Origin of the sequence: Dietzia maris, from assembly GCF_014144855.1 — a bacterium.
GTDB classification, from domain to species: domain Bacteria; phylum Actinomycetota; class Actinomycetes; order Mycobacteriales; family Mycobacteriaceae; genus Dietzia; species Dietzia kunjamensis.
The window spans coordinates 1-17,446 of sequence record NZ_JAALDN010000224.1 but is presented as its reverse complement, the minus strand read 5'-3'; the positions used below and the strand labels follow the sequence as shown (position 1 = coordinate 17,446).

17 protein-coding genes are annotated in these 17,446 nt (G+C 70.3%); 6 read left to right on the top strand and 11 right to left on the bottom strand.

Annotation, left to right across the window (positions count from 1 at the left end; genetic code table 11):
* The 8 genes from G6024_RS07975 to G6024_RS07940 all read right to left on the bottom strand — a co-directional run.
* Positions 1-302: hypothetical protein (locus tag G6024_RS07975; RefSeq protein WP_159148436.1), on the bottom strand; the 302-nt coding region annotated here is incomplete at its 3' end.
* Positions 303-629: 327 nt separating this feature from the next.
* Positions 630-1,040: a nucleoside-diphosphate kinase gene (gene ndk / locus G6024_RS07970; RefSeq protein WP_067719736.1), complete on the bottom strand. Its 411-nt coding sequence runs from the start codon at positions 1,038-1,040 to the stop codon at positions 630-632.
* A gap of 47 nt (positions 1,041-1,087) precedes the next feature.
* Positions 1,088-1,501, bottom strand: coding sequence for a DUF4233 domain-containing protein (locus G6024_RS07965; RefSeq protein WP_067719739.1), 414 nt, complete (start codon positions 1,499-1,501; stop codon positions 1,088-1,090).
* Positions 1,498-3,096: a bifunctional tetrahydrofolate synthase/dihydrofolate synthase gene (folC, locus tag G6024_RS07960; protein WP_182640345.1), complete on the bottom strand. Its 1,599-nt coding sequence runs from the start codon at positions 3,094-3,096 to the stop codon at positions 1,498-1,500. The genes G6024_RS07965 and folC overlap by 4 nt, the downstream gene beginning before the upstream one ends.
* The gene (locus G6024_RS07955) at positions 3,093-5,804 is read right to left on the bottom strand and encodes a valine--tRNA ligase (protein ID WP_159148435.1); all 2,712 of its coding nucleotides are present in this window, start codon (positions 5,802-5,804) and stop codon (positions 3,093-3,095) included. Before G6024_RS07955 ends, folC begins: the two co-directional genes overlap by 4 nt.
* A gap of 64 nt (positions 5,805-5,868) precedes the next feature.
* A complete protein-coding gene (locus G6024_RS07950; RefSeq protein WP_159148434.1) occupies positions 5,869-6,861 on the bottom strand; it encodes a malate dehydrogenase in 993 nt (330 codons plus the stop codon).
* A 114-nt stretch (positions 6,862-6,975) separates the two neighbouring features.
* Positions 6,976-7,605: a 3-oxoacid CoA-transferase subunit B gene (locus G6024_RS07945; RefSeq protein WP_159148433.1), complete on the bottom strand. Its 630-nt coding sequence runs from the start codon at positions 7,603-7,605 to the stop codon at positions 6,976-6,978.
* A 3-nt stretch (positions 7,606-7,608) separates the two neighbouring features.
* Complete coding sequence (locus G6024_RS07940; RefSeq protein WP_120286322.1) at positions 7,609-8,361, bottom strand: CoA transferase subunit A; 753 nt, start codon at positions 8,359-8,361, stop codon at positions 7,609-7,611.
* Between the two features lie 110 nt (positions 8,362-8,471).
* On the opposite strand from G6024_RS07940, the gene pcaD reads away from it, so the two are divergent.
* The 3 genes from pcaD to G6024_RS07925 are packed head-to-tail and all read left to right on the top strand — an operon-like array spanning position 8,472 to position 11,319.
* Positions 8,472-9,263: a 3-oxoadipate enol-lactonase gene (gene pcaD, locus G6024_RS07935; RefSeq protein ID WP_159148432.1), complete on the top strand. Its 792-nt coding sequence runs from the start codon at positions 8,472-8,474 to the stop codon at positions 9,261-9,263.
* A gap of 35 nt (positions 9,264-9,298) precedes the next feature.
* Positions 9,299-10,087: an IclR family transcriptional regulator gene (locus G6024_RS07930; RefSeq protein ID WP_096907296.1), complete on the top strand. Its 789-nt coding sequence runs from the start codon at positions 9,299-9,301 to the stop codon at positions 10,085-10,087.
* A gap of 20 nt (positions 10,088-10,107) precedes the next feature.
* Positions 10,108-11,319: an acetyl-CoA C-acetyltransferase gene (locus tag G6024_RS07925; RefSeq protein ID WP_159148431.1), complete on the top strand. Its 1,212-nt coding sequence runs from the start codon at positions 10,108-10,110 to the stop codon at positions 11,317-11,319.
* 101 nt (positions 11,320-11,420) lie between these two features.
* Here the strand turns inward: G6024_RS07925 and catC are convergent, their stop codons facing one another.
* From catC to catA, 3 genes are all read right to left on the bottom strand, one after another.
* A complete protein-coding gene (gene catC / locus G6024_RS07920) occupies positions 11,421-11,702 on the bottom strand; it encodes a muconolactone Delta-isomerase (RefSeq protein ID WP_119193192.1) in 282 nt (93 codons plus the stop codon).
* A 32-nt stretch (positions 11,703-11,734) separates the two neighbouring features.
* Positions 11,735-12,856 carry a muconate/chloromuconate family cycloisomerase gene (locus tag G6024_RS07915; protein ID WP_159148430.1) on the bottom strand — a complete coding sequence of 374 codons (1,122 nt, stop codon included), beginning with the start codon at positions 12,854-12,856 and terminating at the stop codon, positions 11,735-11,737.
* A gap of 103 nt (positions 12,857-12,959) precedes the next feature.
* The gene (catA, locus tag G6024_RS07910; protein ID WP_159148429.1) at positions 12,960-13,826 is read right to left on the bottom strand and encodes a catechol 1,2-dioxygenase; all 867 of its coding nucleotides are present in this window, start codon (positions 13,824-13,826) and stop codon (positions 12,960-12,962) included.
* Between the two features lie 329 nt (positions 13,827-14,155).
* Between catA and benA the strand changes: the two genes are divergently transcribed.
* The 3 genes from benA to benC all read left to right on the top strand — a co-directional run.
* Positions 14,156-15,589 carry a benzoate 1,2-dioxygenase large subunit gene (gene benA, locus G6024_RS07905; protein ID WP_159148428.1) on the top strand — a complete coding sequence of 478 codons (1,434 nt, stop codon included), beginning with the start codon at positions 14,156-14,158 and terminating at the stop codon, positions 15,587-15,589.
* Positions 15,590-15,641: 52 nt separating this feature from the next.
* Positions 15,642-16,151, top strand: a complete 510-nt coding sequence (gene benB, locus G6024_RS07900; RefSeq protein ID WP_182640344.1) for a benzoate 1,2-dioxygenase small subunit — start codon at positions 15,642-15,644, stop codon at positions 16,149-16,151.
* 91 nt (positions 16,152-16,242) lie between these two features.
* The coding region (gene benC / locus G6024_RS07895) for a benzoate 1,2-dioxygenase electron transfer component BenC (RefSeq protein ID WP_159148427.1) at positions 16,243-17,446 on the top strand (1,204 nt) is incomplete at its 3' end.

Below are 17,446 nucleotides of genomic sequence, written 5' to 3'. Positions count from 1 at the left end.
GCCGGGGCCTTCCGGGCGGGGGCGTCGGTCGCGGACGCCTCGGCCGCCGGCGCCTGGGCACCGGTGTCCCCTGCCGGCGCGACACCGGACGCCGTCCCCGTGTCCTGCCCGCGGCTGGTGAACCAGTCGAGCAGCACCTGCCTGGTCACCCCGGACTGGGCGCTCTTGATCTCCACGCCGATCCCGGCCATGGCGGCCAGGAATTCCCTGCTGCTCATGCCCACGGCCCTGGCGGCCGCGTGCGCACGCATCCTCTCGGGAAGCGCGTTGATGTCGTCGATTGTCAGGTTCGGATCCGACACGTGTCTCCTCCGGCCGGACTCCGGGCGCGATCACGTCACCGGATACCGGTGACCCACGCCGCCGCACGGGGTCGGGCGTCTTCTTGTCTGGGCCCCACCTGGGTGGGACGACGTCTTGTGGTCCGCGGCACCGGGACGAACCGGGCCACGGGTGGCGGGCGCCCGTTCCGGGGCGGACTGGTGGTCCACTCGCCAGGATGGGCTTCGACCATTCTCCCACACCCGCCGCCGAAACGTCGTCGCCCGGCACCACCGAACGCAAACGCGCCCGCCGGGCCTCGGGGCCGACGGGCGCGCGCAGCTCGATCACTGCGGGAGGACGGGGATCTACAGACCGGGGAACCAGAGCGCGATCTCACTGGCGGCGGACTCCTCGGAGTCCGAGCCGTGGACGAGGTTGAACTGGGTCTCGAGACCGAAGTCGCCACGGATGGAGCCGGGCGCGGCCTTCTCCACAGGGTCGGTGCCCCCGGCGAGCTGACGCCACGCGGCGATCGCCCGGGGGCCCTCGAGCACGCCGGCGACGACCGGACCGGAGGTGATGAACTCGAGCAGGTCCCCGTAGAACGGACGCTCGGAGTGCTCGGCGTAGTGCTCGGCCGCCGTCTCCCGGGACACCTGACGCATGTCCATGGCGACGATCTTGAGGCCCTTGGCCTCGATACGGGCCAGGATGGTCCCGGTCAGCGCGCGCTCGACACCGTCGGGCTTGATGAGGAAGAAAGTTCTCTCGGTCACGAGGGCGATCCTACAAGCCCGGTGTCCACGCCGACCGTCCGGAGCCGTCAGTCGTGCTGGCTGGGCAGATAGCCACCGGCCATCCGGCGGGTCAGGTCCCGGCGCAGGTACAGGATGTACGCCCAGACCGCGGCGAACATGAGCCCGCAGACCCCCATCGACCAGTGCACGGCCCAGCCGGCGACGGCCAGACCCGCGAGCGTGAGGTTCAGCGGGATCGCCCAGGGCTTGCGCTGGAGTCCACTGGCCACGAGCATCGCGACCGCGAGGAGGCTGACGAACCACACCTTCCACGGTTGGAAGTGGGCGCCGCCGTCGAGCCGGGCGATGACCGTCAGCACCAGACCGATCACGATCGCCTCGAGGACGAGAGTGCCGGCCATGATGCCCCGCAGCCCCTTCCAGGGGTCCACAGAGGGCTCGTGCGCGGCGCCCCGGGGGCCGGGGGTCGGGTCGGTCACTGTGCGTCCTTTCCGAACAGGCTGCGGGCGGCCCCGGCGGTCACCACGGAACCCGTGATGAGCACACCGACGCCCGAGACGTCGTCGTCCGCGGTCGGATCCGGGACCCCGACCAGGTCGAGGGCCGCGCTGACCGCGTCGGGCAGGGTGTCCACCACGTGGACGCGCTGGGCGGTGAACCGTTCCTCGGCGATGCGTGCGAGGTCGCCCGGGTCCATCGCGCGCGGTGAGGCGGCCCGGGTGACGACGACCTCCTCCACCACCGGCTCGAGTGCGGCGAGGAACGCGTCGGCGTCCTTGCCGTCGAGCATCGCGACCACGGCGACCAGCCGCTTGAAATCGAACTCCGAGGTGACCGCCTCGGCAAGTGCGCGTCCGCCGTGCCCGTTGTGGGCGGCGTCCACCAGGACGGTGGGGCTGGAGCTGAGCCGCTCGAGGCGCCCGGGATTGTCGACCGCAGCGAAGCCGGCACGGATGAGTTCCGGGTCCAGGGCCCTGTCCGGGCCCGCGCCGAAGAACGCCTCGACGGCCGCGAGCGCGGTCGCTGCGTTCTCGGCCTGGTGCTCCCCGAACAGCGGGAGGAACACCTCGGGGTACTCGCCCCCGAGGCCCCGCAGGGTGAGCTGCTGGCCGCCGACGGCGACCCGCCGCTCGACCACGTCGAACTCCGAACCGAGGCGGGCGACGACCGCGCCCACCTCCACGGCGCGACGCAACAGGACGTCCATGGCCTCAGGCTCCTGGCGCCCGATCACGGCGATCGGGTCCCGCGGCAGCAGATCGTCCTCCGGGCCCGGCTGGATGATCCCGGCCTTCTCCCCCGCGATCGTCGCGAGGTCCTCGCCCAGGTAGTCGGTGTGGTCCAGGCCGACGGGGGTGATCACGGCGACGGCGGGCCGGACCACGTTCGTGGCGTCCCACGTCCCGCCCATCCCCGTCTCCACGACCGCCACCTCGACCGGTGCGTCGGCGAACGCGGCGAACGCCATCGCGGTCAGCACCTCGAAGTAGCTCATGCGTGGGCCGCCGGCCTCCTCGGACCGCTGGTCGACGAGCTCGAGATAGGGCTGGAGCTCGCGATAGGTGTCCACGAAGGTGCGGGCGGTGACCGGCTCCCCGTCGAGCGCGATGCGCTCGGTGACGCTCTGAAGGTGGGGGCTGGAGTTGCGTCCGGTGCGCTGGTGCAGGGCCCGCAGCAGCGCGTCGACCATCCGCGTGACCGATGTCTTGCCGTTGGTGCCCGCCACGTGGACCACGGGGTACGCGTGTTGCGGGTCGCCGAGCACGGACATCAGCTCGGCGATCCGGTCCAGGCTCGGCTCGAGCCGGGACTCCGGCCAGCGGGTCGTCAGTTCCTCCTCGACCGCGGCCAGGTCAGCCGCGTCGGCCTGCCATTCGGGGCTGCCGACCTCGGGGACCGGGCGCGGCGGCAGGTGATCGTCGCCGTCGCCGTCCTCGTCACCCGGGATCGGACCACCGAGCGGGACGCCCGAGACGAGACCGTCCTCGCCGAGCATCTCGGCGACGTCCTCCTCGGTCGGGGTGTCCCACCCCTCGCTCGGGTCGTGCGGTGGGAGCCACTGTCGATCGCTCACGCGGGGTCACTTCCTACCGGCATCGACTCGAGCCGGGCGGCGATCCGGGCGACATCCGCCTCGGCGAGGTCGCGGCGACCGCGGATCTTGTCGACGACGTGGTCGGGCGCCTTGCCCAGGAACGCCTCGTTGCCGAGTTTGGCACCGGTGGTCTCGAGTTCCTTGCGGGCGGCGGCGAGATCCTTCTCCAACCGGCGTCGCTCGGCGGCGAGGTCGATCGTCCCGGAGGTGTCGATCTCCACGTCCACAGTCGACAACCCGAGCCGGACCTCGAGCGAGGCCGTCGCGGTGAAGTCCTCGGCGGCCGGGGTCAGCCGGGCGAGTGCGCACACCTGGGCGAGCAGGTCCGCCGGCAGGTCGGCGGCGTCGACGCCGGAGATCCGTGCCGGCACCCGCTGACCGGGCTTGAGGCCCTGGTCGGAGCGGAACCGCCGGATCTCCGTGACGAGGGTCTGGGCGTCGGCCACGCGGCGGACCGGCTCCGTGGCGTCATCGGCCGGCGCCACGTCGGTGGGCCAGTCCGCGACCACCACGGACTCCCGCTCGGTCAGTGCCGTCCACAGCGTCTCCGTGACGAACGGGATGACCGGGTGCAGCATCCGCATGAGGACGTCCAACACGTGTCCGAGGACGAGTCTCGTGTTCTCCGCCCGCTCGGACGCGCGCGCGGCGTCGTCCGAACCGAACTGGACCTTCGCGAGCTCGAGGTACCAGTCGCACACCTCGTCCCAGGCGAAGTGGTACAGGGCCTCGCACGCCTTGGAGAACTCGTAGCGGTCCAGCGCGTCGTCGACGCCCACCCGCACCTCCCCGAGGCGATGCAGGATCCACCGGTCGGCGTCGGTGAGCGCGGACGCGGCGGGCAGTTCGCCCACCTTCGCCCCGTTCATCAGCGCGAAGCGGGTGGCGTTGAACAGCTTGGTGGCGAAGTTGCGCGACGCCTGGGCGGCGTCGTCCCCGACCGACAGGTCGCCGCCCGGGTTGGCCCCGCGGGCCAGGGTGAAGCGCAGGGCATCGGCGCCGAAGCGGTCCACCCAGTCGAGCGGGTCGATGCCGTTGCCCTTGGACTTGGACATCTTCTGGCCGTGCTCGTCGCGCACGAGGCCGTGGAGGAAGACGTCGGTGAACGGAACCTTCCCCGGAGCGGCCTTGTCGCCGGTGAGGGTCCGGCCCACGAAGGTGCCGAACATCATCATCCGGGCGACCCAGAAGAACAGGATGTCGTACCCGGTGACCAGGACGGACGTCGGGTAGAACCGCTCGAGGTCGGCGGTGCGATCGGGCCAGCCCATGGTGGAGAACGGCCACAGTCCGGAGGAGAACCACGTGTCGAGCACGTCGGTGTCCTGGGTGTATCCGGCGGGCGGCTCCTCGCCGGGTCCCACGCAGACCACGTCGCCGTCGGGGCCGTACCAGATCGGGATGCGGTGACCCCACCACAGTTGGCGGGAGATGCACCAGTCGTGCATGTCGTCGACCCAGTCGAACCAGCGCGGTTCCTGGCTCGTCGGGTGGATCACCGTGTCACCGTCGCGCACGGCGTCCCCGGCCATCCTCGCCAGTTCCTCGACCCGCACCCACCACTGGAGCGACAGCCGCGGCTCGATCGGTTCGCCGGACCGTTCGGAGTGGCCCACCGAGTGCAGGTACGGACGCACCTCCTTGACGATGCGCCCCTGCTCGGCGAGGTCCTCCCGGACCGCCTTGCGGGCGTCGAAACGGTCCATGCCGTCGTAGCGGGTCCCGGTCCCGGTGATGTGGCCGGTGGCGTCCATGATCGTGGGCATCTCGAGGCCGTGACGCTGGCCGATCGCGAAGTCGTTGGGGTCGTGCGCGGGCGTGACCTTCACCGCGCCGGTCCCGAACTCGGGATCGACGTAGTCGTCCGCGACCACGCGCATGGTCCACCCGTCGCGGAACGGGTGCGGGATCTCCGTGCCCACCAGGTGCGCGTAGCGCTCGTCGGAGGGATGGACGGCGATCGCGGTGTCACCGAGCATCGTCTCGAGCCGGGTCGTGGCCACGACCAGGTGCGGCTCGGAATCGTCCATCGAGCCGTAGCGGAAGCTCACCAGCTCGCCCTCGACGTCCGCGTACTTGACCTCGATGTCCGAGATCGCGGTCTGCAGGGTGGGCGACCAGTTGACCAGTCGCTCGGCGCGGTAGATCAGACCGCTGTCGTAGAGCTCCTTGAAGATGGTCTGCACCGCGCGCGACAGTCCGTCGTCGAGGGTGAACCGCTCACGCGACCAGTCGACACCGTCGCCGAGGCGACGCATCTGCTCCCCGATGGTCCCACCGGACGCGCGCTTCCATTCCCAGACCTTCTCGATGAACGCCTCGCGGCCGATCTCGTGGCGGTCGATCCCCTCGTCGCGGAGCTTGCGGTCCACGAGGGTCTGCGTGGCGATCCCGGCATGGTCCATGCCGGGCAGCCACAGGACCTCGAAGCCCTGCATGCGCTTGCGCCGCGTGAGCACGTCCATGAGGGTGTGGTCGAGCGCGTGGCCCATGTGCAGGCTGCCCGTGACGTTGGGCGGCGGCAACACCACCGAGTAGGCGGGCTTGTCGCTGGACGGGTCGGCCTCGAAGTAGCCGGCCTCCACCCAGCGCTGGTACAGCCCGCCTTCCACCTCACCTGGGGTCCAGGAGGCGGGCAGGGCGTCCGCGCGGTCGGTGTTCGGGGAGGCAGAAGCTGGAGTCGTCACCCGACCATCCTAGGCCGTGGACGCCGGGGCCCGGCACACGCCGTCAGCCCCGGCGCACCCGAGGTCAGTCGGCCAGTCCCAGTCCGTGAACGGCGTCACGCTCCGAGACCAGTTCCGCCACCGACGCGTCGATGCGGGCTCGTTGGAAGTCCCCGATCGCCAGTCCCTCGACGACCTCCCACTGCGCGCCGCGGCTGCGGCAGGGCAACCCCGTCACCACACCCGGCACGGTGCCGTACTGCCCCTCCGACGGCAGTGCGACCGTGGTCCAGCCCTCCCCACTGGTGCCGTGCACCCAGTCGCGCATCTGGTCGACCGCCGCGCCGGCGGCCGAGGCGGCCGACGACGATCCGCGCACCGAGATGATCTCGGCTCCCCGGTTCGCGACCCGTGGGATGAACGTGTCGGCCAACCACTCCTCGTCGAGCCCGGAGGTGACCGGCTCGCCTCGTCGCGTCAGGTACGACACGTCGGGGAACTGGGTGGCCGAGTGGTTGCCCCAGACCACCACCCCGTCCAGGTCGGCGACCGGTGCTCCCAGCCGGGTGGCGAGCTGGCTGAGCGCGCGGTTGTGGTCGAGCCGCATCAGGGCGGTGAAGCGACCGGCGGGGACGTCGGGCGCGTGTCGGTGGGCGATGTAGGCGTTGGTGTTGGCGGGGTTGCCCACCACCACCACCCGCACGTCGTCGGCGGCGTGGGCGTTGATGGCGCGGCCCTGTTCCCGGAAGATCGCCCCGTTGGCGGTGAGCAGGTCGGCGCGCTCCATCCCCTTGCCGCGCGGCCTGGCGCCCACCAGGAATGCCGCCTTGGCGCCGTCGAACGCGGTGTCCACGTCGTCGGTGATCTCGATCGACTCGACCAGCGGGAGCGCGCAGTCCTCGATCTCCATCGCGACGCCCTCCGCCGCGACCACGGCCGACGGGATGTCGAGCAGACGCAGGCGGACCGGGGTCCCGGGCCCGAACACCAGCCCGGAGGCGAGACGGAACAGCAACGAGTAGGCGATCTTTCCGGCGGCGCCGGTGACGGTCACGGTGGCCGGGGTGGAGGTGCTCATGTGGGGCGGACCTTCCGGAGACGACGACGGGGTCTGTTCCCACAGTAGTGAGAAACCGACCCCGCCTCCCGCCTCCGCGGGCGGTGTACACCTGACGTCCACCCGAGCGTCGACTCAGGCGTGGATCTCGGCGCCCGTCTTCCGGCGGACCTCGTCGATCGTCACGCCCGGCGCCAGTTCGACGAGCCGGAAGCCCTCCGGCGCGATGTCGAGGACGCACAGGTCAGTGACGACCCGCTGGACGCAGCCCTTGCCCGTGTACGGGAGCGTGTTCTCCTGCATGAGCTTGAGGTCGCCCTTGCGGGTGACGTGGTCCATCATCACGATCACGCGGTCGGCGCCGTGGACGAGGTCCATCGCACCGCCCATGCCCTTGACCATGGCGCCGGGGACCATCCAGTTGGACAGGTCGCCGGACTGCGAGACCTGCATAGCGCCGAGGACGGCGACGTCGACGTGACCGCCGCGGATCATGGCGAAGGACTCCGACGACGAGAAGAACGCCGCCCCCGCCTCGGCGGTGATGGTCTCCTTGCCTGCGTTGATCATCTCGGGGTCGAGCTCGTCGTCCGTCGGGTACGGTCCGACGCCGAGGATGCCGTTCTCCGAGTGGAGGGTCACCTGCACACTCTCGGGAAGACAACCGGGGATGAGGGTGGGCATACCGATACCGAGGTTGACGTACTGGCCGTCGGTGAAATCCGCGGCGATGCGGGCCGCCATCTGCTCGTGGGTCCAGCTCATGGCTCAGGCCTCCCTGGTGGTGCGGATCTCGACGCCGGTCTCCTGGCGGCCGACCTCGACGATCCGTTGGACGAAGATGCCGGGGATGTGGACGTTGGCCGGGTCGATCCCGCCCGGCTCGACGACCTCCTCGGCCTGCACGATCGTGATCCGACCGGCCATGGCCACGTCCGGGTTGAAGTTGCGGGCCGTCCCACGGAACTGCAGGTTGCCCATGGTGTCGGCCCTGTGGGCGTGGACCAGGGCGAAGTCGGTGACGATCCCGCGCTCGAGGACGTACTGTTCGCCGTCGAAGACCCGGACCTCCTTGGGCTCGGACGCCTTGGCGACGCCCCCCTCGCCGTCATAACGCAGCGGCAGGCCCCCGTCGGCGACCATCGTGCCGACGCCGGCCGGGGTGTAGAAGGCGGGGATGCCGGCGCCTCCGGCCCGCATGCGCTCGGCGAGCGTGCCCTGCGGCGTGAGCTCCACCTCGAGCTCGCCGGAGAGGTACTGGCGGGCGAACTCCTTGTTGGCGCCGACATACGAGGCCGTGGTCCGGGTGATCCGGTGCGATTCCAGAAGCTTGCCCAGGCCGAAACCGTCGGTGCCGCAGTTGTTGCTCACCGTGCTCAGGTCGGTGGCGCCCTGCTCGAGGAGCGCGTCGATGAGGACGGCGGGGATGCCGACCAGACCGAACCCGCCCACGGCCAGGGAGGCACCGTCGGGGATGTCCGCGACCGCGTCCGCGGCCGACGAGAAGATCTTGTTGGTCATGTCACACACCATAGCCCGTGTTCGCATCTTGTACAACTGTTCGCCCTTCGCACGATCTCCGCGTATCGTGGTCCCGAACCGGAAACCAGACGCACGAGAGGACCGACACCATGCCCGCCACCCTGTCCCACGAGGTCAGTGGACCCCGGTCCGCCGACACCCCCGTCCTCGTCCTCCTCGGATCACTCGGGTCCGACCGTTCGATGTGGGACGCGCAGGTCCGGGACCTGTCCCGCGACCACACCGTGGTCGCGGTGGACCACCGAGGCCACGGCACGTCCGAGGTCGTCCCCGGGCCGTGCACGATCGCCGACCTGGCCGCCGACGTTCTGGCCCTGCTCGACTCGATCGACGTGGACCGGTTCCACGTGGCCGGACTCTCGCTCGGTGGCGCGGTGGCCCAGTGGCTCGCCGTCCACGAACCCACCCGCGTGCTCTCCACCGCCCTCCTGTGCACCGCCGCGAAGTTCGGTGAACCGTCCGGCTGGGCCGATCGCGCCACCGCGGTCCGCGAGGGCGGGACGGCCGCGGTCGCCGACGCCGTCGTCGCACGGTGGATCACCGCCGCGCGGGCCGAGGCCGAGCCCGAGCTGGTCGCCGGGCTCCGCGAGATGGTCCTGGGCACCCCGGCCGAGGGATACGCCTCCTGCTGCGACGCGCTGGCCGGCTGGGACAACCGCGCCGAGCTGGGTCGGATCTCCTGCCCCACCCTCGTGCTCGCGGGGGACGAGGACCCCTCCACTCCCCCGGAGGTACTGCGCGAGATCGCCGACGGGGTGCCCGGAGCGGACTTCGTCGTCGTCTCCCCGGCGGCCCACGTGCCCACCGTCGAGATCCCTGACCGCATCACCGACGTGCTCCGCCGACACCTCGACGCCGCACGAAACACGGGCGCGGCGTGACCCGCCCCGACGTGGTGTCGACCCCGGCCGGGTCCGTGGACGACGGCGGCGACCGCCCGGCCTCCCCCGACTTCGTCCAGTCGCTCGCGCGCGGCCTGGCGGTCATCCGGGCATTCGACGCCCGCCAGCCACGCCAGACCCTCAGTGACGTCGCGCGCAACACCGGACTGACCCGGGCGACCGCCCGCCGCTTCCTCCACACCCTCGTCGAACTGGGCTACGTGGACACGGCCGACTCGGTCTTCTGGCTCACCCCCCGGGTCCTCGACCTCGGGTACAGCTACCTGTCGGCGCTCCCGCTGACCGATCTCGCCCAACCGCACCTGGAGAAGCTCAGCTCGCGACTCGGCGAATCCTCGTCCGTGGCGGTGCTCGACGGCCCCGACATCGTCTACGTGGGGCGCGTCCAGGTGCGTCGCATCATGACCATCGGCATCACCATCGGAACCCGGTTCCCCGCCTACGCCACGTCGATGGGGCGGGTCCTGCTCGCCTCGCTCCCCGCCGAGGACCTCGACGCCTACCTCGCCGCGACGGACCTGCGGGCGCTCACCCCCCACGGCCTCGCCGACGAGTCAGCGCTCCGCGCGGAGCTGGCGCGGGTGGCCGAGCGCGGGTGGTGCGTCGTCGACCAGGAACTCGAGCCCGGCCTGCGCTCGGTGGCCGCCCCGGTCCACGACCGCCACGGCGCGGTCAGCGCGGCCCTCAACGTCTCCACCCACGCCGCCCGCTACTCCCCCGACCAGCTCACAGGCGAGGTCATCCCCGAACTGCTGGCCACCGCCCGCGCACTGTCGGCCGACCTCGCCATCGTCAACCGCTGAACCCGAACTGAGGAAAATCCATGCGTGACGTCGTCATCTGCCAACCCCTGCGCACCCCCGTGGGACGCTTTGGCGGGGTGTTCCGCGACCTGGACGCGAACACCCTGGCCACCTGCCTGCTCACCGCCCTCGTCGAGCGCACCGGACTGACCGGAGCCGACGTCGACGACGTGGTGCTGGGACAGGGCTCCCCGAACGGCGAGGGACCCGCCATCGGCCGCATCGCCGCACTCGACTCCCCTCTGGGGATCGACGTGCCGGGCATGCAACTCGACCGGCGTTGCGGCTCCGGACTCCAGGCGATCATCAGCGGCGCACTCCAGGTCGCCTCCGGCGGCATGGACCTCGTGGTCGCCGGCGGCGTCGAGTCGATGAGCCAGGTGGAGTTCTACGCCTCCCCGAGCCCCCGCTGGGGCATCCGCGGGGACGGGATCTCGCTGGTCGACCGTCTCGGCCGGGCCCGCACGACCGTCGGCGGACGCTCGCACATCATCGACGGCGGGATGATCGAGACCGCGGAGAACCTCCGTCGTGAGTACGGCATCAGCCGGGACGAGCAGGACCGGTTGGCCGTGCAGTCCCACCAGCGGGCCGTGGCCGCGCAGGAGTCCAGGGCGTTCGCCGAGGAGATCGTCCCGGTGACCGTTCCGCAGCGCAAGGGTGACGACCTCGTCGTCGACACCGACGAGCATCCCCGTGCCGACAGTTCCGTCGAGGCGCTGGCGCGCCTGCGGCCCATCATGGGCCGCACCGACCCGGAGGCCACCGTGACCGCCGGGAACGCCTCCGGCCAGAACGACGGTGCCGCGATGTGCGTCGTCACCACGGCGGACAGGGCCGCCGCCCTCGGACTGACCCCCCTGGTCCGCCTCGCCTCGTGGGCCGTCGCGGGCGTGGCACCGGAGACGATGGGCATCGGGCCGGTCCCCGCCACCGCCAAGGCGCTCGACCGACTCGGCCTCACGCTCGCCGACATGGACGTCATCGAACTGAACGAGGCGTTCGCCGCGCAGGCCCTGTCCGTGATGCGCGAGTGGGACATCGACCCCACCTCCGAGCACCTCAACCCGCACGGCTCCGGCATCTCCCTGGGCCACCCCGTCGGCGCCACCGGGGCGCGCATGCTGGCGACCCTGTCGCGCGAGATGGTGCGCCGCGACGCGCAGTGGGGCCTGGAGACCATGTGCATCGGAGGCGGCCAGGGGCTCGCGGCGGTGTTCGAGCGCGTCTGACCGGCCACCAGCCGCGCCACGAGACCGCCCGCCCCTTTCGGGGCGGGCGGTCTCGTGGTCTCCCGCGGGACGGGAGTGCCCGGGAGGTCAGCCCGGCGCGATCACTCGATTCGCGACGGGTGCCGTGTCAGGGCCATGACCTCGATGTCCATGTACGGGAACAGCGGCAGCCCCTGGAGGATCTCGTGCAGTTCGTCGCCGGACTCGACATCGAAGATGCTGATGTTCGAGTACCGGCCCACGATGCGCCACAGCTCCCGCCACGTGCCGGAGCGCTGCAGCTCCTGGCTGTAGGCTTTCTCACGGGCCAGGGTGTCGGCGCGGACCTCGGGGTCCAGGTCATTGGGGATGTTGACGTCCATGCGGACGTGGAACAGTGCCATCGTCGGGCTCTCCTTCTCGTGTGGTGCCGCGGTCAGCGGCGGGTGAACTTGTCGACGGCGTCGTGGTCGAGCTCGACGCCCAGCCCGGGCCCGGACGGCAGGTGGACCCGGCCGGCCTCGTAACGGATCGGGGTGGTCACGTAGGTCTCGGCGAGCAGCAGCGGCCCGAAGAGCTCCGAGCCGTAGTTGAAGCCGGGCTCGGCGCACGCGAGATGCAGTGAGGCGACGGTCCCGATCGGCCCCTCGAGCGACGTGGCGGCGTGGCAGGCGATTCCGGCCGCGCGGGCGATCGCCACGACCTCCTTGCCCCGGGTCAGTCCACCGAGCTTGGTGGTCTTCACCGCGATCACCCCGGCCGCGTCCCGGCGTGCCACCTCGAGGGCGTCGTGCGGGGACTGGACCGACTCGTCGGCCATGAACTGCACCGGCAGCGAGCGGTTGAGCTCGGCCAGCACCTCGATCTGCTCGGTGGGGGTCGGCTGCTCGATCAGCTCGATGCCGGCCTCGACGAGCGCCGGGAGGTGGACGTTCGCGGTGAACCGGTCCCAGCGTGCGTTGATGTCCACCCGAAGGCCCGCCCGGCCGTCGAGGCGCTCGGCCAGCGCCGCGATGCGGGCGACGTCCTCGGCCGGGTCCAGGGCGCCCATCTTCAGCTTGAACGTGCGGTGACGGTCCGCGGCGAGGAGTTCGTCGATCTCCTCGACCATCTCCTCGAGCGGCATCGCGCCCAGGGCCCACGTGCACTCGATCGAGTCGCGGACCGCTCCGCCGAGCAGCGAGCGCACGGGTACGTCCAGCGACCGGGCCCACGCGTCGAACATGGCGATCTCGAGGGAGGCCTTGGCGAAACGGCCGCGGGCCACCACGCCCTCCATCGCCTCGAGGACGGCGGGGATCTCGTCGACCCGCCTACCGACGGCCACGGGGGCCAGGTACTTCTCCACCAGCACCTGCATGGTCTCGGCGGACTCGCCTCCCCACCAGGGGCCGCCCGGTGTGACGCCTTCGCCGTAGCCCACGACCCCGGACTCGGTGGTCACCGCCACGAGGAGGATCGACTGGGCGGTGGCGGTGGTGGTGGCGAACTTGTGCGGCCTGATGAGCGGCACGTCGAGGATCCGTGTCTCCACGGAACGGATGGTCAGGTCAGACATCTTCGAGCCCTTCGTGTTGGTGGTCCGGCCGGATCGACCGCCGACGCCCCGGCCGCTCGTGGCGGCCGGGGCGGGCGGGGATTGCAGACGAGGTCGTCGCCGGTCAGGCCACGAAACGCTTCTCGGAGACGGGGTCCAGGACGAAGTCGTAGGTGACCTCGTCGATCCCGTCGGCGTTGGGCTTCGGGTCCAGGATCAGCTCGGGCTTGACGGCCCCGGCCACGTCGTCCTCGACCCACTTTCCACCCTGGAAGTACAGCTGGGTGGTGATGAGGCGCTTGCCCGGGGCGGTGACCTTCAGGTGCAGGTGCGCCGGACGCCACGGGTGGCCGCCGTAGCTGGCGATGAACTCGCCGGTCGGGCCGTCGTGCGGGATCTGGTACGGGGCCGGCTGGACCGTGGTGATGTGGAAGCTGCCCTCGGCGTCCGTGGTGAAGGTGCCGCGCAGGTTCCACTCCGGGATACCCATGCCGTCGTCGAACTGCGAGTAGTAACCGTCGGCGTCGGCGTGCCACAGCTCGACGGACGCGCCCTCGATGCCCGTGCCGTCCAGGTCGCGGACCTGGCCCTTGAACACGAACTGCGTGCCCTTCTCGTCCTCGCGCATCGGCATGACGCCCTTGGCTCCGAGCTCCGGGGCGTTCGGCACGTAGTAGGGGCCCTCGATGGAACCCTTGGTCCCGTTGAAGATGCGGCTGTTGGAGTCCTCGATGAAGTGCTCCAGGAAGACGTCCAGCCAGAGCGGCCACTCGCCACCCTCGCCGACCTCGATGAGCCACTGCTTGAGGACGCGGTACTCGTCGTAGGTGACCTCGTGCTCGAAGATCACCTCGGACAGCTTGGTGAGCACGTCCTTGTAGATGGCGGCCGCACGCTCGGTGCTCGTGTCGGACGTGAAGCGGCTGCCCTTGAACTTGTCCGTCGCGGCGGAGCCGGAGCCGGCGGCGGTGGGCACTGCGGTGCTGGTCATGACGCTCCCTCTGGTGGGGTCGGGGTGGGTGTCGGATCGGACCGGTGGGGCCCGGTCGATGTCCCTACTGTGCGCCGGATTCGATGTGTCGTCAATCACCGCCCACTACACATGTAGAGTGTATTTCGTGCGCGGAGCGAACGCTTTTCAGGCAATGGTGCAGGTCTAGCACCTGAGGCGTGCAAAGTGTTCGCATTGCGAACGCGGCACACCTAGGTATGACTAGGAAGAACCCTAGTGTGATCGAAGACACAGTAGGGCACCGTGGAGGAACACCGGCAGCAGGCCGCAACGTCGCGGTAGGAACCGACCCACGCTAGGAGCCCTCGATGTCAGATCGACTCGACCACGTCCAGGCCACCCTCGAGACCGCACTCGAGGACCGGCCCGCGGACGGAATCATCCGCGCCAACCGTCGCATCTTCACGGACGAGGAGATCTTCGAACTCGAGATGAAGCACATCTTCGAGGGCAACTGGGTCTACCTGGCGCACGAGAGCCAAATCCCGGAGGTCGGCGACTACTTCACCACCGACATCGGCCGCCAGCCCGTCGTGATCACCCGCGGCAAGGACGGGCAGCTCAACTGCCTCATCAACGCCTGCTCCCACCGCGGCGCTATGCTCTGCCGGCGCAAGACCGACAACCGCACCACCCTGACCTGCCCGTTCCACGGCTGGACGTTCTCCAACTCCGGGGAGCTGCTGAAGGTCAAGGACCCGCGGGACGCCGGGTACCCCGAGCAGTTCAACACCGACGGCTCGCACGACCTGCGTCGCGTGGCACGCTTCGAGAGCTACCGCGGGTTCCTGTTCGGCAGCCTCAACCCGGACGTGCTCCCGCTGGAGGAGCACCTCGGTGACAGTCGCACCATCATCGACATGCTGGTCGACCAGTCCCCCGAGGGACTGGAGGTCCTGCGCGGCTCGTCCACCTACACCTTCGACGGCAACTGGAAGCTCCAGGCCGAGAACGGGGCCGACGGTTACCACGTGTCGGCCACCCACTGGAACTACGCGGCGACCACCGCGCGCCGCTCGTCGGGTGAGTCCAAGAACGAGACCAAGGCGATGGACGCCGGCACCTGGGGCAAGCAGGGCGGCGGCTACTGGTCGTTCGAGCACGGCCACCTGCTCCTGTGGATGTGGTGGGGCAACCCCGAGGACCGGCCGCTGTGGGACCGCCGCCAGGAGCTCGCCGACCAGATCGGCACCAAGAAAGCCGAGTTCATGGTGGGAGCCTCCCGCAACCTGTGCCTGTACCCGAACGTGTACCTGATGGACCAGTTCTCGAGTCAGATCCGGCACTTCAAGCCCGTCTCGGTGGACAAGACCGAGGTGACGATCTACTGCATCGCCCCCAAGGGCGAGAGCGCCGAGAACCGCGCGGCCCGGATCCGTCAGTACGAGGACTTCTTCAACGCCACCGGGATGGCGACCCCGGACGACCTGGAGGAGTTCCGGTCCTGCCAGAAGACCTACCTGGCGGACGTCGCGCCGTGGAACGACATGACCCGCGGCAGCACCCACCAGATCACCGGCCCGGACGAGACCGCCCGCGGCCTGGGCATGGAGAACGTGCTGTCCTCCGGGGCCAAGACCGAGGACGAGGGGTTGTACCCGATCCAGCACGCCTACTGGCTCGAGACCATGCAGCGCGCGCTCGAGGCCGAGACCGCCGCCCGTGATGCCGCCGAGGCTCAGGCCCGCGAGGACGACGAGCGTCGGGCCCGGCAGCGCACGACCGTCCCGGCAGACGCCTGACCCGGCCCGAGTCGACCGCACGCCCCACCCCCGCCCCACGAAAGGCCTGACCATGACCGCACCCGCCGTGGCGTCGATCTCCGTCGACGAGATCTCCACTTTCCTGTTCCGCGAGGCACGACTGCTCGACGACCGCCAGTTCGAGCAGTGGATCGAGTGCTACCGCGAGGACGCGATGTACTGGATGCCCGCCTGGGACGACGACGGTGAGCTCACGACCGACCCGTACTCGGAGATCTCGTTGATCTTCTACCCGAACCGGGCCGGTATCGAGGACCGGGTGTTCCGCATCCGGACCGAGCGCTCCTCCTCGACGTCACTGCCGGAACCGCGGACGAACCACCTCATCAGCAACATCGAGGTGCTCGACCGCCGACCCGGAGAGGTCGACATCCGCTTCAACTGGCTGTCGTCGTACTTCCGGTACAACACCACCGACCAGTACTTCGGCACGTCCTTCTACACCCTCGACGTCACCGGTGAGTCCCCGCTGATCACCTACAAGAAGGTGGTCCTGAAGAACGACTACATCCACCACATCGTGGACGTCTACATGGTGTGATCCCACACCCACGCCGGCGCCCGCCCTGGGCGCCGGCACCCACCCGGTCGCGTGCGCGGCCGACATCGCCAGCGACCTGGAGTGAGACCCCATGAGCTATTCAGTGGCCCTGGCCTTCGAGGACGGCGTGACGCGCTTCGTCAACTGCGGTCCGATGGAGACCGTCGCCGACGCCTCGTACAAGGCCCGGATCAACATCCCCCTCGACTGCCGCGACGGAGCGTGCGGGACGTGCAAGTCCCTGTGCGAGTCCGGTGAGTTCGACGGCGGCGACTACATCGACGACGCCCTCACCGAGGACGAGGCCGCGGCCGGATACTGCCTGCCCTGCCAGATGGTCCCGCGATCCGACCTGGTCGTGCAGATCCCCACCACCTCCGACGTGGCCAAGACGGCCGCCGCGGCGCACCCGGCGACGGTCACGGCCGTCGAGCGCCTGGCCGAGGGCGCGTTCGCACTGTCGGTCGAGTTGGACGACCGCGACGCCCTGGCGTTCCTGCCTGGCCAGTACGTCAACATCTCGGTTCCGGGTACCGACCAGACGCGGTCGTACTCGTTCTCCACCGGAGCGGACTCGCGGCACCTGTCGTTCCTCATCAAGTACGCCTCCGGCGGGGCGATGTCGGAGTACCTGGCCCAGCGCTGCGCCGTGGGCGACCGCCTCGAGCTGACCGGTCCGATGGGGAGCTTCTTCCTCCGCGAGTCCAGCCGCCCCCTGCTCTTGCTGGCGGGCGGCACCGGCCTGGCGCCCGTGCTGTCGATCCTGGAGACCCTCGCCGCCGCCCGCACCGCCGACCGGCCGGTCCACCTCATCTACGGCACCTCGTTCGACACCGACGTGGTCTACACGGACCTGCTGGACGAGTTCACCACCCGGATCCCGGGCATGACCTGGGATCTGGTCGTCGCCGACCCGGCCACGACCCACCCGAACAGCGGGTACGTCACGGGGCTGATCCGCCCGGAGCACCTGCATGACGGGACGACCGACATCTACCTGTGTGGGCCTCCCCCGATGGTCGAGGCCGTGCGTGGATTCCTCGACGACGAGGGCCTGCAGGTGACGCATTTCTACTACGAGAAGTTCACTCCCGCGACCGCGGTGCCCGACCAGTCCGCCGAGTCCACCGCGGAATCGGCGGAGCCGAGGGAGGAGACCGCCCTCGTCGTCGACACCTCCCCCTCCACCCCGGAGACGGAGCCCGCGGCACCCGCCGCGGCCACCACGGCTCCGGCCGCACCACACGGGCCGGCCCGGACCATCTCGCGCGGCCCCGGGGACCCCGTTCCGGCAA